This window comes from Bacillus sp. SG-1 (assembly GCF_000181495.1).
Classification (GTDB): Bacteria; Bacillota; Bacilli; order Bacillales; family Bacillaceae_B; genus Rossellomorea.
This window is the reverse complement of record NZ_ABCF01000003.1, coordinates 56,379-71,084: the sequence shown is the minus strand read 5'-3', so window position 1 is coordinate 71,084 and position 14,706 is coordinate 56,379. Positions and strand designations below refer to the sequence as shown.

Sequence of the window (14,706 nt, the reverse complement as noted above, 5' to 3'; positions counted from 1 at the left end):
TCGTAATAATCAATAATTGAGAAAGTCACCAAGGGAAGGGTACTAAAAATAAGGGAATTTTCTTCTGTTAAACTTCAGATTTTAGCTGGGGAGATGTAAATAACGGAAGAATTTTCCGTTAAACATGCTCAGTAACCCAATTTCCATGTTTTTTTAGTGAATAACGGAAGATTTTTCGCCTATTTGACCTATTTTCCTCGACATTTCATTAATAAGAGAAATTTCTTCCCTTATTATATAAGCCAGGGTCCGGGATAAAATAACTTAGCAATGTCACTGGTAGAAAAATGATTATCCCTTCAATTTAAGCTCTCGATTCTTATTAGATTTTTCATATCATTCCGCTAGTGAATCCGCCATGTAAATCAAAGTTCAGTGATGCGGTTTTAGATGCGATAACACACTTGAAAATAAAAGCTGCTATCTCAATAAAAAAATAACGGGCGGATTCGTATGATAATAGATTATGAATTTTTATGGTTTGTGCCTCTAAAGTGAATATTCGTCGTCTTGTCCCTTTTTCCATCTGGCAGGAAATTAATCATTTCCTAACCTCACTGTTCTGGTATAATTTTACTTATATGAGAGTTGAACCTTTATAGTATTGAAGAGGAGGTTTCCGATGAGTTTCGATTTTTCGCCAGTCGGCCTGATTATTAAAGATCCTGTCGTCTTTCAAAATATTCTTAAAGGAATTTTCGTCGAGGAATAGTTGGGGCCTCGATACATTTTCTTCCTTATAATAAGATTATAGCTTGTGAAAGGGGCAAAAATTCAATGTTGTATAGAAGTCTGTCAGGCATGGTGTTGAAGTTTCTGTTTGTGTCTCTTGGAATCGTGATGATCAGCGGAATCATAGGTTTATTTACGGATGGCATCCAGATAAGCCTGGAAGGATACCTTAAGAATATATGGCAGATCATCCTGTCGTTAAGCTCCCCCTCTGATATTACTATCACGAATGAGGACAATAATACGTATCCGATGTTTCCAACATTCTGGAGTTATTACTTTTATTCTATAATTATCTTTATCTCATCCATTCTGCTGGCTACACTGACAGCGTTCATCTTAACCTTTTTCACCATCGGGCTTCCTCAAAAAGCATCCGGCATCATGCTGAAGGTCCTTAATTTCTTGGAGTCCTTGCCTGATTTGCTGATCATCATCGTCATTCAATTTTTCGTCATTATCTTCTTCAAACGGACAGGCATCCTGCTGGCACCTGTGGCCGGAGGCAATGACCCTGTATACCTGCTGCCCATTTGTGCTCTCGCCATCCTTCCTTCCATATTCATTTTCAGGCTGTGCCTGCTGCTGGTGGAAGATGAACTGACGAAGCCTTATGTCGACCTGGCCCGAAGCAAAGGGTTCAGAAAGATGTATATCTTTACCGTACATATTGTGAGGAATATCATGCCAAGCATGATGAACCATATGAAAGCCTTTATCTTGATCTTGCTGTCGAACCTCATTGTGTTTGAACGGTTGTTTAATATCTATGGAGTGACCCACTTCATTTTTGCATTCCCGCAGATCGATGTCATCGCCTTCAGTTTGATTATGTTTTACCTGCCTATATTTCTATTACTCATGATCAGTAATGTCCTTATTTACCTGACAACTGGTCAGAAGGTGGTGATCTGATGTTGATTTTCAGGCTGTTAAAGAACCCTTCATTCGTAGTGGGAGCCATATTCCTGTTCGGCTTGTTTATCAGCAGCTTTGTGTATTACTGGGTAACCGGCGATCATATCCCTACTACTGAACTAGTAAAAGATGAGGATGGAAACTATTTATCGCCTCCTTACTCACCTTTGGAGTTCCCCCCATTGGGGACGGATAATTTCGGCCGCAATGTTTTCTACCTTATGCTGGTGGGGGCCAAGTATACAATCGGTTCGGCGATGATCATTGCTTTCCTGAGGGTGATTCCGTCCGTCTTATTTGGATTGATCATCCATTTTGTCTTACATAAAATCAAACGAATCCTGGCATCCATCATTGATGCCTCCAATTATTTCCCGACGACTCTTTTGGCGTTTCTATTGATGTATTGGGTAATGTTTGATGGTCCTCTGCATAATCCGGATACTTTTCCCTATTCCTTCGAGGAAAAAGTCATGATCTATATCGTGATCCTGGTGGCGATTTCAATCCCATCTGTTTCTTTGCTTTTTGCCAACGAAGTCGAAAACGTGATGAACAAGGAATTCATCCAGAGTGCAAAGGTGCTTGGTGCGAAGGAACTCCATTTCATCAAGAACCATATCCGGCCTTTTATCGTTCCGCAAATTTATGTCGTTTTGATCAGGGAATTTATCGCCTCCATGCTGCTCATCTCTCATTTGGGGGTACTTGGCATATTTATCGGGGGTGCCAGGTTGGCGGAAGATGTTTTCAATGTCCCCAACTTTATTTCCTTATCGCATGAATGGTCGGGCTCATTAGGAAGCTGGTGGCAATTCCTTTGGACCTCGTATCCATGGATTGCCTTCATCCCGGTCATATTCTTCACCTTGACAATCCTCGCCGGAAAGATGATGCTGATTGGATTGTCAAAAGAATTGGAAAAGAACGATATTCCTGCGTCCGGGAGTTATAAAAAGGAGAAGACGGAAGGGGCTCTTGCCGAAAGAGGGCTATTTGAAATGGTCGAAAGCAGGAAGATGTGAGAAGAAAAGTAATGTCAAAAAGGGATGAGGCGCCAATCACCTCATCCCTCACTTTTTATAACTCAAAAGCTGCAAAATGGAATCATAACAAACATTCCGGTAATAACCGTGCAAGCTGTCATCGTCCCTCATTAACCATTGAATTAAGCAGCCATCGATCATACAGCGGATGCTGATGGCAGATTGGTCGATATCATCCGCTTTAAACACGTTCTCTTCAATACCCTGTGTAATGATCTCCCTGCCGATGGACCAGCAGTTTGCGTAAAATTGCTGGTTGATTTCTTTGTATCGCTCGTTGTTTTTCGTCTGTGCCAAAAAATCTAAGTACACACGATAAAATGCTTTATTTTCCTCGGGGCTGATGAATACCCGATTCACGTAAGCTTCTAATTTTTCAATCGCTGTTTCCTTTTCATCAATCGATGCCGCTTCTTTTTCATAGATCCTGGTCGTGATCCATTGGAATAACTGCGCAAATACATCTGCTTTATTTTCAAAGTAATAGTTCGTCACGCCTTTGCTTACGTCAGCGTAATCCGCAATATCCTGCAGAGTCACAGATTCATATCCCTTTTCAGATGCAGCTTGAAAGGCTGCTTTCAGTATTTGTTTGCGTCTCTGTTCTCCCTTGTTTGCCATTTTTAGAACCTCCATTTTACTACCTAAAGATAGTATACAAAAAACAATGGCTCATTACGAGTTATTTTATTCTGACCGGTCAAAATAAATTGACCAGTCGGAATAAAAAGTATTATGATAGGTTGGAAGAATAAATCATTTTTGAAAGGGGAACTTATGATGTCAAATACTTTCAAAGCTCTTGTTGTGAATAAAACGGAGGAAGATTTTTCAGTCAATATTGAACCATTAACTTTTGAAGACTTGCCCCAGGGTGATGTGACGATCCGCGTTCATTACTCCAGCGTAAACTATAAAGACGGATTGGCGAGCATTCCAAATGGGAAAGTCGTTCAGTCCTATCCGTTTGTACCGGGGATCGACCTTGCAGGAGTCGTCACTTCCTCTGACGACGACCGCTATAAGGAAGGCGACAAAGTCATCGTAACGAGCTACGAGTTAGGGGTTTCTCATTACGGCGGTTACAGTGAATATGCAAGGGTTCCAGGTGACTGGGTCGTGCCATTGCCGGACAATTTAACTTTAAAAGAAGCCATGGTCTTTGGGACGGCTGGTTTCACTGCCGCCCTTTCCATTCATCAACTTGAAAACAGCGGGCTGAGACCGGAAAATGGACCGGTCTTAGTTACAGGAGCAACCGGCGGTGTCGGAAGTATGGCGGTTGCCATGCTTGCCAAACGAAATTATCATGTCACCGCAAGTACCGGAAAAGAATCCGAACATGAATACTTAAAGTCGTTAGGAGCAAAAGAGATTGTTTCGCGTGAAGAGGTCGCTCCGGAAAAAATCCGTCCAATTGGGAAGCAGCGTTGGGCTGGTGCAGTAGACCCAGTCGGCGGGAAGACACTGGCGTCCGTCTTAAGCAATACAAAATACGGCGGTGCTGTAGCTGTCAGCGGATTAACCGGGGGTGCTGACGTGCCAACAACGGTCTTCCCTTTCATCCTTAGAGGCGTGAATTTATTGGGAATCGACTCGGTTTATTGCCCAAAAGAATTACGGGAAACGCTATGGAACCGCATGGCAGACGACTTGAAGCCGGACGGTTTAGGGGAAATCGAAAATGAAGTAACACTGGAAGAATTGCCAAGGACACTATCCGCTATCCTGCAGGGAAAAACTAGGGGACGGACAGTCGTGAAGATACTGGATTAATAGGAAATGGGACTGTGCTCAGCACAGTCCCATTTTTTCAGTATGCTCCCTGTGAATACGTCAGTTCATAGCTGTGGGTATAGATTTCAAAGATATTGCCGAATGGATCCTCAACGTACACCATTTTGTATGGCTTTTCGCCAGGATAATATTCGCGGATCGGCATTCGCTGCTTGCCTCCATGCTCTTTAATCTTCTCCACCAATCCCTCGATATCCGGATCCTGGATACAGAAATGAAAGATTCCCGTTTTCCAGTATTCAAAATTATTTTCCGGTTGTTCATTGTGAGGGAATTCAAATAGTTCGATGCCGATCTTGTCCCCTGTTGAGAGATGGGCGATGCGGAAGGTCTCCCAATCGTTCCCGAATACATCCCGGCACATCTGGCCTACCGGCGTATCATCATTTTTCACCTCGGAGGGCTCCATAATTACGTACCAGCCGAACAGCTCCGTATAAAATTTAACCGCCTTGTCCAGGTCAGGTACGGATAAGCCGATATGTGAAAAGGTTCTTGGAAATGGTGTCATAGTTGTTTCCTCCTTTAATGGTTTGACAGTTCGTATTATAAACGGTTATTCTTCTACTCAAAAGTATGCACTTTTGGGGAAGATACTACCCAAAAGGGAAGTAAGGAGTGAAAATACAGAATGACAGACTCCATTCAAGTGGATGACAACGGAAAGCTCAAATGCTCGATTGAATATACATTGAACAAGATCGGCGGGAAGTGGAAGCCCGTCATCCTGTGGCATCTTGCCTATGACGGCATCCACCGCTATAACGCGCTGCGAAGGCTCTTGCCGGGCATTACCCACAAAATGCTCAGCCAGCAGCTCAAGGAACTTGAACAAGAAGGGCTGATCAACCGGAAACAATATAACGAAATGCCGCCAAAAGTGGAATACTCGATCTCGGAGAAGGGGTTGACCCTGAAACCGCTGCTTGAAGAAATGCACAAGTGGGGCAGCTCGCAGGGGTAGACAGGGAAGGACGGGATATCTAGCTAGGGTTTGTATATCAACCTCAGAAGAAAGAACTTTACGAGGAGAAAAAAAGATGCACCGAAAAGCAGTGTGATTCCTTGTCGAAAAAGCAGAAAAAGCCCTTCTATGTCGAAAGGACTTTTTCTTAATTTCTGAAGGGAAGCGAGGGAGGTACTTTACTTTTTTTTGTAATATAGTACCAATAGTAAAACCAATAAAATAATTATTAAAAAAGGTACAAATCCCATTAAAAATACAGGTAACAAAGTATCATTCGGATTATGAAAATTATGATTCAAATTTTCCATAAAAACTCACTACCTTTTAATATACTGAATACCCATCTTTGCCCACATATAATGATACCCTATAATCAGTCTGACATGCTGCACTGTTCAGCATGAGCACGGTAAGTAGTGGAAAAGCGGCTTTTACATTACTTTATAAGAACACCATAGCGGTAAAAAGCATAACAACTGCCCCAACAATATACTTATAGCCGCCCTTATCCTTGCGTCCTTTGATGAACTCAACTGCCGTTAGCATAAACGTAATAGATAAAAGAGCGGGAACAATATATATCGGTATCTTATTCTCCATTAAAAAATATGATGCAGAAAGCCCAAATACGATGATATAGAGAATATCATTTACCCTTTTTAATTTACTGATTCTCTCTCCCTCCTTATAACTAAACTGCTCCTTTACTTGAACAATTGTTCTAACTATATATTAACAAAAATAACCATATAATTTCACAGTCCAAAAATATTATACAAACTAAAAGAGCAGTGGATGCTTCGATCACCCACTGCTTTTCACTGTTATTTTTTTTGCTAATTGCTATTATCACTGTAATTGATTTTTTCCACTCGATAGGAGAAGCTGTTAAGTCATGCCGTACTCTATTTAAATAGGGCTATCATTTATACTGCCTCATGACCTCATCAACCGCGCGCTCCGCCGACACCAGCGCACCTTCAAGGTGACCCCCATGTTCAGGAGAAGTTTCTGTACCGGCAAACAGGATTTTCTCTTTCCACGTTGGAATAGGACCGTAGTTTGGAAAGCTTCTAAGCGGTTCTAAATCTTCGGTAACAGCCGTTTGGGGATCACTGGCCCAATCTTTGTATAAAAGGGAAACCGGTTTTTCTGCAGATGGTCCAAACAACCGGATCAACTGGTCGAGCACAAGTTTGCGAACTCTTTCCTCCCCGATCTCTTGGCGGGTCTTGGCAGGTAATCCGAAGAAACCGAAAAGGGCACCGTATCCTGTTTCAGGTGAGACATCATGAATTTCCTGCAAGGGACCGGCCCAGCTCATGGCTTGTCCTGAAAGGCCCTGTTCCCTCCAAAAAGGCTCTTTATAAACCGCAACCACCTTGGCCTGCCCAGCCATCCACGTCGGTTCCTTCATCAAACGTTTGATTAGTTCCTCCGGGAGGGCGGGTGAGAAGTTGATGGTTTGGACTATCAATCGGGGAGGCAGCGCCAGGATGACAGCCCCTGCCCCCATCGTTTTTTTCCTTCCATCAGTTGTGGCTGCTTCTACCGTACATCCCCCTTCTTCATCCAAATGGATGTCGGTCACCCGCGTATCCAGTTCGACTGTCCCGGGAGGAAGAGTCGCAGAAATAGAGTCAATGAGGGTCTGCACACCCCCTCGGAAACGAAACGATTTCGCAAAGGATCCTGCCGGCGGTATGTGCCGCTGGGCAGCTTCCTTTTGAGACTGCTCGAATAACAGAGCCCCTTCCGTATGTTGCTCAAATGTGGACAAGCCGAACTTTTTCACAATACTGGAGATAACCGGTTCTTGGTCAGGCCAGAACCAAGTCGGACCGAGGTCAAACATCCCCTTGTCCGGACCGCCCTCAACCATCCCTGTTAACACCCTGCCTCCTACTCGGTTCCGCGATTCGAGGACCCTGCATTCAATGCCTTGAGAGTGAAGCAGGGAGGCCGCATGAAGTCCGCTTAATCCAGCCCCGACGATAATAACAGGTTCCCTCATAGTCCTGCCTCCTATCTTTTTTAAAATTACCTTGTACTGAAATCTGACTCCGTCGTTATACTTCCAACCCCGCAACCCCGAATCCACCGGCTCCAGAGTGAGTCGAAATCATACCGCCTGCTTGAATCCATCTTATATTTTGGAACCCGTTTTCTTTGGCGACTTCATCCATCCTCGCTTTTACACTTTCATCTAAACCTATGGAGTAGATGAAATAAAGCTGTTCCCGGTCGATATTGTATTCATCCAAATACTCACGCAGGAGTTTTTCAGCTACTGTACTCATTTTCCCTCGGTATTTTTTTGTAGAAACCAGCTTGCCGTCCACCAGTTCTATACATGGCTTTATTTTTAACAGGGCCCCCACAAGTGAAGCCATGTTGCTTACACGTCCTCCTGCCCTAAGGAACTCCAGGCTGCCTGGGACGAAAGAGAGCCTTGATTTAGGGACGATTGATTCGATTCTTTCAACTAATTGTTGAGGTTCAATATCTGGTTCGTTCTGCAGCACTTGACCAGCATATATCACAACGGCCGCTAATCCTCCCGTCACATTCAAGGCGTCAATGAGATAGATATCTCCAAATTCTTCCGCAGCGATGACCGCATTTTGAAAGGAAGATGATGCCTTTGACGTATAGCCAATATGGATAATTGTACAATCAGGAAATTCAGTTCTGATCTTGGTGAAAAGTTCTTGATACTCGTGTGCGTTTGTAGAAGTTGTGGAGGGGATTTTTTTCGTGCGTGCATAGTAGTCATAAATGTCCTCCACCGGCAGGGAACCATCCAAATAATCTTTCCCATCCATGATGATATGCATCGGCACTACTCTAACATTATATTTTTCAACCAAATCATTTGGCAGATCCGCGCCACTCTCAGTTGTTAAAATAATCTTTTTCACATCTTTTCCCCCTTTGTTTTCTTGATATTTAAAAAGAAAGTTGATTGATCCCGTTGTTAAAAGGTTCCTTCTGGATCTAACAGCTTCCATCACACCATGTTAGAAACGCACTTTTGTAAACATTTTTGGTTAAAAGGTTTGATTGTAGCGGAAGGTGCGTGACCTCCTGCGGGATAAGCGGGACAGGTGAGACCCCACAGGCGAAGCCGAGGAGGCTCACCGCCCGCCCCGCGGAGTCGCGCACCTGGAGCGGAAATCAGCTTCTCACTTATTAAAAGTTCTATCTAAATAAAACATAACGGAAACACCATGCACTCATTTCGTTCAATAACTATTCTACCTTCATTTGTATGTCCTACTCTAACTATACATGAGATACCCCCATTAATATTGTAATAACTATTTCTTTGTAAAAAAGTCCCTGCTCGGTTCCGCCTTCAAAAAACACAGCTTTGTATGCCTCCACTTTTAACTCTATCTATTAGTCTTTTGGGCCAAGTTTTGCCTCCCATATTGGAAACGCTTAAAACTTTTTTTATTAATCTATTGACTTGAGAACAGTTTTCATTTATAAATGATATTGAGAATCATATTCATTAAGGGTTGCTCAAATAAAAAAACATCCAGGGGTGAAAGTATGAGAAAGAAATCATTATGGACTACCCTGTTGGCATTTATGCTGACATTCGGAGTTCTTGCAGCTTGTTCCAACAATAACACAGGGAATGAAGCAGCAAACAACACAGGAAACACAGAAAATAACGAGCAAGAAGTTACAGATTCAGGTGAGGTGAATGTGTACACAGCCCGCCATTACGATACAGATGATGCCATCTACAAGAAGTTTGAAGAAGAAACAGGCATCAAAGTCAATGTCATCAAAGGTGAAGGCGATGAATTGATGGAGCGTCTTAAGCGTGAAGGTGAAGCAACAGAAGGCGATGTATTCATCACAGCGGATGCCGGCAACTTACATAAAGCGAAAGAAGCTGGACTTCTACAAAGCATTGAAAGTGAAACTGTAAACAGCAACATCGACGAAAATCTACGTGATACTGATAATCAGTGGGTGGCTTTAACGCAGCGCGGACGCGTCATCGTTTACTCTAAAGACCGTGTCGATCCTTCTGAATTATCAACTTACGAAGACCTGACAAATGAAAAGTGGAACGGAAAAGTCTTGATCCGCTCTTCTGAAAACATTTATAACCAGTCGCTAATGGCTTCTTTCATTGAGCTTCATGGAGAAGAAAAAGCGAAAGAATGGGCTGCTGGCATTGTGGAAAACATGGCCAGAGATCCTAAAGGCGGAGACACTGACCAGGTGAAAGCAATCGTTGCCGGTGAAGGCGATGTTGCGATTGCCAACACGTATTATGTAGGCAGACTGCTGAACTCTTCTGATCCGGAAGAAGTGAAAGTAGCTGAACAGGTTGGCGTATTCTTCCCTAACCAGGATACAACTGGTGCACACTTTAACATCTCAGGAGCAGGCTTGCTGAAGCATGCGAAAAATAATGAAAATGCCATCAAATTCCTTGAATACATGACAGGAACGGACGCACAAGGTGCCTTTGCTGAAGGAAACAATGAGTACCCTGCAAACGCTGAAGTAGAAGCTTCCGAAACATTGAAGGCATGGGGAGATTTCAAAAAACAAGATATCCCGATGGCAGTGCTTGGTGAAAACAATGCAGATGCTGTAAAACTATTCAACGAAGTTGGTTGGAAATAATTTATCTATTAAAAAATTGGCCGTATCTTAATTGATACGGCCATAGGTATTATATCCATGTTACAATCATATAGGTATGAATTTTTACCCACTTACTATAATTAAGATCTTTTGATAGAGGACGTGCATCCATTGAAACTCATACGTGATATTAGAAGACAATCGAATAGCTGGGCCGTTTTAAGCCTGTTGTTTTTTATTGTTCTTGCTCTGCCTGTTTTTTCAATGGGGGTGCACTTTTTCTCGGAACCGAATGAAAATTGGTACCATATCAAAGAGTACTTATTGAACAACTACATTAATAATACGCTGGTGCTGATTTTTTTCACTGGCTTGTTCTCCGTCCTGATTGGGTTAAGTCTTGCCTGGTTCATTTCCGTTTACGACTTCCCTCTCAGGAGGTTTTTCAAATGGGCCCTCATTCTTCCATTGGCGATTCCGCCGTATATCGGAGCTTACACGTATAACGGAATGCTTAATTATACGGGTATCATCCAAACAACATTGCGGAACTCATTCGGTATCGAAGTGAATCAAAAATACTTTGATATTATGACAATGCAGGGTGCCATCTTCATTTTTACTATTTTCCTATATCCTTATGTTTATATAATTACAAGGGCCTTCCTTGAAAATCAATCCTCTGCACTGATTGAAAATGCGAGATTGCTGGGAAGCGGTTCCTTTGAAATATTTTTCCGTATCATCCTTCCCCTCTCAAGGACAGCCATCGTTGGAGGTGTGAGTCTTGTCATCCTTGAAGTTCTGAATGACTACGGGGTGGTGAAGTTCTTTGGTATTCAGACCTTCAGTACGGCGATCTTTCAGGCCTGGTTTGGAATGGCGGATATCGATTCAGCCATCAAGCTGGCAGGGATTCTTATGTCCATAGTCCTTCTGCTGCTCGTCTTGGAAAAGGTGTTGAGGGGCAGAAAGAATTATAGTTACTCCACCTCGAAGGTGAAGCCAATCAAGCCTGCAAGACTGTCGAAATGGAAAGGCTGGCTAATGTTCAGTTATGTCATGCTTGTATTTTCAGTTGGGTTCCTCATCCCATTTTTACAGCTGGTCGAGTGGTTATTCATGACTTATGACTTAATCATCAGCGAACAATTCCTTTGGTTGATTTGGAACTCTGTATTTGTTGCATTTATTGCGGCTGCTTTCATCACCATTATTGCCGTCATTATCGCCAATTTCAGCAGGATGCATGAGGGAATCGTCCCAAAACTCTTGTCAAAAACGACCCTGATCGGCTATTCCATCCCGGGGGCCGTCATTGCCCTTGGTGTATTAACCTTATTTCTTGAACTTGATAAAGTCCAAAAATATTTTTACGGTTTAATGAATCAGCAGCCTTCCGTCATTCTCAGCTTGAGCATCGCGATGCTGATTTTCGCCTACATCATCCGCTTCCTTGCCATCGGCTATAATTCTGTCGAGGCAGGGTTTGATAAAGTTGGGCGTTCCTTTACCGAAGCTTCCAGGATGCTTGGAATGAACATGACTCAGTCCTTTTTCAAAGTCGACTTTAAGATGGTTAAAGGAGCGGTATTCGGCGGGTTCATCCTTGTCTTTGTAGAAGTATTGAAGGAATTGCCGCTGACCTTGATTCTGCAGCCGTTCAATTTTTACACCTTGGCTACGAAAGCTTTTCAGTACGCCGGCGATGAGATGGTTCATGAAGCCGCATTGGCTTCCATTCTTATCATCTTGATCAGCGGTGTGTCCATTTATGTTTTTCACAGTATTTTAGAAAAGGAGACTAACTAATGTTTGTTCAATTAAAGAATATCGATTTCCGTTATCAAAACTCAAAGGAACTGGCTCTGGATGATATTTCTTTCTCAATTGAAAAAGGTGAGTTCATCTCCATTCTGGGGAAAAGCGGAAGCGGGAAAAGTACAATTCTCCGGCTGATTGCAGGCCTTGAGGTGCCAGCGGGCGGTTCCATCCTGATCAATGAGCAGGTGATGGCCAGCAGCACTCAATTTGTACAGCCCGAAAAGCGCGGCATCGGCTTTGTTTTTCAGGACTATGCCCTTTTCCCTCATATGACTGTCGCGAACAATGTAAAGTACGGCTTGAAAAAGATGAGCCGAAAAGAGAAAGACCACCGACTAAAGGAAGTGCTGGAATTGGTCGGGCTCTCCGACTATGCCAAGCGTTATCCATATGAACTCAGCGGCGGACAGCAGCAAAGGGTCGCCCTGGCAAGAGCCATTGCGCCGAACCCTTCCCTGATCTTGTTTGATGAGCCTTTCAGTAATCTCGATGCCGACCTGCAGATCCAGATTAGAAGCGACCTGCGGGAAATCATTAAAAAGGCTGGTGTCACCTCGATCTTTGTCACCCATGACCAGTCGGATGCAAGGGCGCTTGCCGACCGCATCATCATTATGGAAGACGGCAAAGTGAAGCAAACAGGTTCCGCATGTGAACTTGTGGCAATTAATTAAATACATTCAAGCCAGCCTGGTGATGGGCTGGTTTTTTTGTGTCTGGATTTTTCGGATGGATGGGTTCTTGGTTCATAGGAGATGGGGCTATCGACGAGTGTTGCGGTTCTATCGACGAGTTTGGGGCTTCTATCAACGACTTTTATGCTTCTATCGACGAGTTCGCTGCTTCTATCAACGACTTTCACCAGTCTATCAACAACTTCAATTTTCAGCAGGAGCATTCAAAAGAAGTAACTTTGGTTTGTCCCCCAGCAGGGCTGGGGTTCTGGCTGATTCCTTGTGGAAAACTGGTATTTCTGCGTCTAAGCTATATTTCGGATGAACCAAACTGAGGGATTTCCCAGTCTATCGACGAGTTTGGGGCTTCTATCGACGAGTTTTACGGTTCTATCGACGAGTTCGCTGCTTCTATCAATAACTTTCACCATTCTATCAACAACTGCAATTTTCATCAGGAGCATTCAAAAGAAGTAACTTTTGTTTGTCCCCCAGCAAAGCTGGAGTTCTGGCTGATACTAACCTGAACCCTGATACCTCTACAAAAAAGGACCCGACTCCCATCGTAGGAATCAGGTCCATTCTTAATATCTATTAATATGTGATCGGCGATCCTGGTCCAATTGGAAGTCCAGTCAGCATCCAGATGATCAGCATAACCACCCACGCAATCGTGAAGGCGATGGAGTATGGAAGCATCGTAGAGATGAGTGTTCCAATTCCGACCTTCTTGTCATACTTCTGGGCAAACGCGATAACGATTGCGAAGTATGGCATCAACGGTGAGATGACGTTTGTTGTGGAGTCTGCGATTCTGTAGACAAGCTGCGTGAATTCAGGTGAATAGCCTGAAAGCATCATCATCGGGATGAATACAGGTGCCATGATCGCCCATTTAGCAGAAGCACTTCCGATAAACAGGTTGATGAAGCCTGATACGACGATGAATGTCAGGATCAGCGGAATTCCTTTGAAGCCAGTGGCATCAATGAATGCTGCCCCTTTTACAGCCAGGACAGTTCCCAGATTTGACTCACTGAAGTAAGCAACGAATTGTGCTGCAACGAAAGCCAACACGATGTACGCTCCCATTGTAGCCATTGTTTCAGAAAGCTGTCTTGCTACGTCTTTGTCATTCTTGATTTCTTTTGTGATTCGTCCATACACAAGTCCCGGAATGAAGAATGTGATCAGGATGATTGGAACGAGCGTGTGGAAGAATGGTGCATTGATCAGTTCTTCCTCGCCCCCGCGCAACGGTCCCCAAGATGGGATGACAAGTAAGGCAAGTGCGATAACCGTCAGAAGGAAGGCAATAAGAGCTCCCCATAAACCTTTTCTCTCTTCCGGTTTAAGATAACTCACTTCTTCTTGTACATCGCCTTTATATTTTCCAAGGCGCGGTTCAACGATAAAGTCTGTCACCAATGTACCAATGATGGTGATTAAGAATACGGATGCGATCATGAAATAGTAGTTCATCGCATAGTTGATTCCTGCCGCATAGTCAGGATTGATGATCGCCGCAGCATCCTGCGTCAATCCGCCAAGCAGCGGGTCAAGGGAAGTCAATAGCAAGTTGGCACTGAATCCGCCGGAAACCCCTGCGAAGGCAGCTGCCAGACCAGCCAATGGATGGCGTCCAAGACCAGCGAATAATACCGCTCCAAGCGGCGTCAGCACTACATAACCAGCATCTGCTGCCATACTCGACATAACACCGCCGAATACCAAAGCAGCTGTCATCAGTACGCGCGGTACAGATGTTACAAGTCCGCGAAGTGCGGCACTGATTAATCCGGAGCGCTCCGCAATACCGATACCAAGCATCGTTACCAAAACGGTACCAAGCGGCGCGAATCCTGTGAAGTTTGTTACAGCACTCTCAAAGAGATACAGAATCCCTTCGGAGCTCAGCAGGTTTTTGACTGCGATCATTTCTCCTTCATTAAGCGGGTCTTCTACTTGAAGGCCCATAGAAGAAAAGACAGCAGACAAAACAACTACTAATGCAGAAAAGATAAAGAACAATGTAACCGGGTCTGGAAGTTTATTTCCGACACGTTCGATCACATTCAACATACGCATAATGAAGCCATTCTTTTGCGATTGTTCCATCTTTTTCTTCCTC

13 protein-coding genes are annotated in these 14,706 nt (G+C 43.7%); 8 read left to right on the top strand and 5 right to left on the bottom strand.

Going from position 1 to position 14,706, the window contains the following annotated elements; translation table 11 throughout:
• Positions 1-777: 777 nt before the first annotated feature.
• Together BSG1_RS04915 and BSG1_RS04910 are read left to right on the top strand one after the other, a co-directional pair.
• Positions 778-1,647 (top strand): ABC transporter permease subunit, encoded by an 870-nt coding sequence (locus BSG1_RS04915; RefSeq protein WP_156791402.1) that lies wholly within the window; start codon positions 778-780, stop codon positions 1,645-1,647.
• Entirely contained in the window at positions 1,647-2,675 is a 1,029-nt protein-coding gene (locus tag BSG1_RS04910; protein ID WP_006835797.1) for an ABC transporter permease, read from the top strand. The genes BSG1_RS04915 and BSG1_RS04910 overlap by 1 nt, the downstream gene beginning before the upstream one ends.
• A 48-nt stretch (positions 2,676-2,723) precedes the next feature.
• Here BSG1_RS04910 and BSG1_RS04905 read toward each other — a convergent pair whose 3' ends face one another.
• Complete coding sequence (locus BSG1_RS04905; RefSeq protein ID WP_044022429.1) at positions 2,724-3,317, bottom strand: TetR/AcrR family transcriptional regulator; 594 nt, start codon at positions 3,315-3,317, stop codon at positions 2,724-2,726.
• Between the two features lie 159 nt (positions 3,318-3,476).
• Here BSG1_RS04905 and BSG1_RS04900 point away from each other — a divergent pair, with 159 nt between their 5' ends.
• Positions 3,477-4,472 (top strand): NADPH:quinone oxidoreductase family protein, encoded by a 996-nt coding sequence (locus BSG1_RS04900; RefSeq protein ID WP_044022428.1) that lies wholly within the window; start codon positions 3,477-3,479, stop codon positions 4,470-4,472.
• A 37-nt stretch (positions 4,473-4,509) separates the two neighbouring features.
• Here the strand turns inward: BSG1_RS04900 and BSG1_RS04895 are convergent, their stop codons facing one another.
• Positions 4,510-5,004 (bottom strand): lactoylglutathione lyase family protein, encoded by a 495-nt coding sequence (locus BSG1_RS04895; protein ID WP_006835794.1) that lies wholly within the window; start codon positions 5,002-5,004, stop codon positions 4,510-4,512.
• A gap of 120 nt (positions 5,005-5,124) precedes the next feature.
• Here BSG1_RS04895 and BSG1_RS04890 point away from each other — a divergent pair, with 120 nt between their 5' ends.
• Positions 5,125-5,457, top strand: coding sequence for a winged helix-turn-helix transcriptional regulator (locus BSG1_RS04890; RefSeq protein ID WP_006835793.1), 333 nt, complete (start codon positions 5,125-5,127; stop codon positions 5,455-5,457).
• A 925-nt stretch (positions 5,458-6,382) separates the two neighbouring features.
• Here the strand turns inward: BSG1_RS04890 and BSG1_RS04885 are convergent.
• Positions 6,383-7,474, bottom strand: a complete 1,092-nt coding sequence (locus BSG1_RS04885; RefSeq protein WP_006835791.1) for a flavin monoamine oxidase family protein — start codon at positions 7,472-7,474, stop codon at positions 6,383-6,385.
• 55 nt (positions 7,475-7,529) lie between these two features.
• Positions 7,530-8,381, bottom strand: coding sequence for a DegV family protein (locus BSG1_RS04880; RefSeq protein WP_044022450.1), 852 nt, complete (start codon positions 8,379-8,381; stop codon positions 7,530-7,532).
• A 637-nt stretch (positions 8,382-9,018) separates the two neighbouring features.
• Here BSG1_RS04880 and BSG1_RS04875 point away from each other — a divergent pair.
• From BSG1_RS04875 to BSG1_RS04860, 4 genes are all read left to right on the top strand, one after another.
• Complete coding sequence (locus BSG1_RS04875) at positions 9,019-10,116, top strand: Fe(3+) ABC transporter substrate-binding protein (protein WP_044022427.1); 1,098 nt, start codon at positions 9,019-9,021, stop codon at positions 10,114-10,116.
• A 225-nt stretch (positions 10,117-10,341) separates the two neighbouring features.
• Entirely contained in the window at positions 10,342-11,889 is a 1,548-nt protein-coding gene (locus tag BSG1_RS04870) for an ABC transporter permease (RefSeq protein WP_083802841.1), read from the top strand.
• On the top strand, positions 11,889-12,575 hold the full coding sequence (locus tag BSG1_RS04865; RefSeq protein WP_006835787.1) for an ABC transporter ATP-binding protein: 687 nt from the start codon (positions 11,889-11,891) through the stop codon (positions 12,573-12,575). The genes BSG1_RS04870 and BSG1_RS04865 overlap by 1 nt, the downstream gene beginning before the upstream one ends.
• Before the next feature lie 38 nt (positions 12,576-12,613).
• Positions 12,614-12,910: a hypothetical protein gene (locus BSG1_RS04860; RefSeq protein WP_156791401.1), complete on the top strand. Its 297-nt coding sequence runs from the start codon at positions 12,614-12,616 to the stop codon at positions 12,908-12,910.
• 259 nt (positions 12,911-13,169) lie between these two features.
• On the opposite strand, the gene BSG1_RS04855 is transcribed toward BSG1_RS04860, so the two are convergent.
• Positions 13,170-14,693, bottom strand: coding sequence for an AbgT family transporter (locus BSG1_RS04855; protein ID WP_006835784.1), 1,524 nt, complete (start codon positions 14,691-14,693; stop codon positions 13,170-13,172).
• Positions 14,694-14,706: the final 13 nt, after the last annotated feature.

Bases quoted from the DNA above. Each gene is read 5' to 3' on its own strand.
- BSG1_RS04915 (WP_156791402.1), top strand. From the start codon at position 778: ATGTTGTATAGAAGTCTGTCAGGCATGGTGTTGAAGTTTCTGTTTGTG.
- BSG1_RS04910 (WP_006835797.1), top strand. From the start codon at position 1,647: ATGTTGATTTTCAGGCTGTTAAAGAACCCTTCATTCGTAGTGGGAGCC.
- BSG1_RS04905 (WP_044022429.1), bottom strand. From the start codon at position 3,317: ATGGCAAACAAGGGAGAACAGAGACGCAAACAAATACTGAAAGCAGCC.
- BSG1_RS04900 (WP_044022428.1), top strand. From the start codon at position 3,477: ATGTCAAATACTTTCAAAGCTCTTGTTGTGAATAAAACGGAGGAAGAT.
- BSG1_RS04895 (WP_006835794.1), bottom strand. From the start codon at position 5,004: ATGACACCATTTCCAAGAACCTTTTCACATATCGGCTTATCCGTACCT.
- BSG1_RS04890 (WP_006835793.1), top strand. From the start codon at position 5,125: ATGACAGACTCCATTCAAGTGGATGACAACGGAAAGCTCAAATGCTCG.
- BSG1_RS04885 (WP_006835791.1), bottom strand. From the start codon at position 7,474: ATGAGGGAACCTGTTATTATCGTCGGGGCTGGATTAAGCGGACTTCAT.
- BSG1_RS04875 (WP_044022427.1), top strand. From the start codon at position 9,019: ATGAGAAAGAAATCATTATGGACTACCCTGTTGGCATTTATGCTGACA.
- BSG1_RS04870 (WP_083802841.1), top strand. From the start codon at position 10,342: ATGGGGGTGCACTTTTTCTCGGAACCGAATGAAAATTGGTACCATATC.
- BSG1_RS04865 (WP_006835787.1), top strand. From the start codon at position 11,889: ATGTTTGTTCAATTAAAGAATATCGATTTCCGTTATCAAAACTCAAAG.
- BSG1_RS04855 (WP_006835784.1), bottom strand. From the start codon at position 14,693: ATGGAACAATCGCAAAAGAATGGCTTCATTATGCGTATGTTGAATGTG.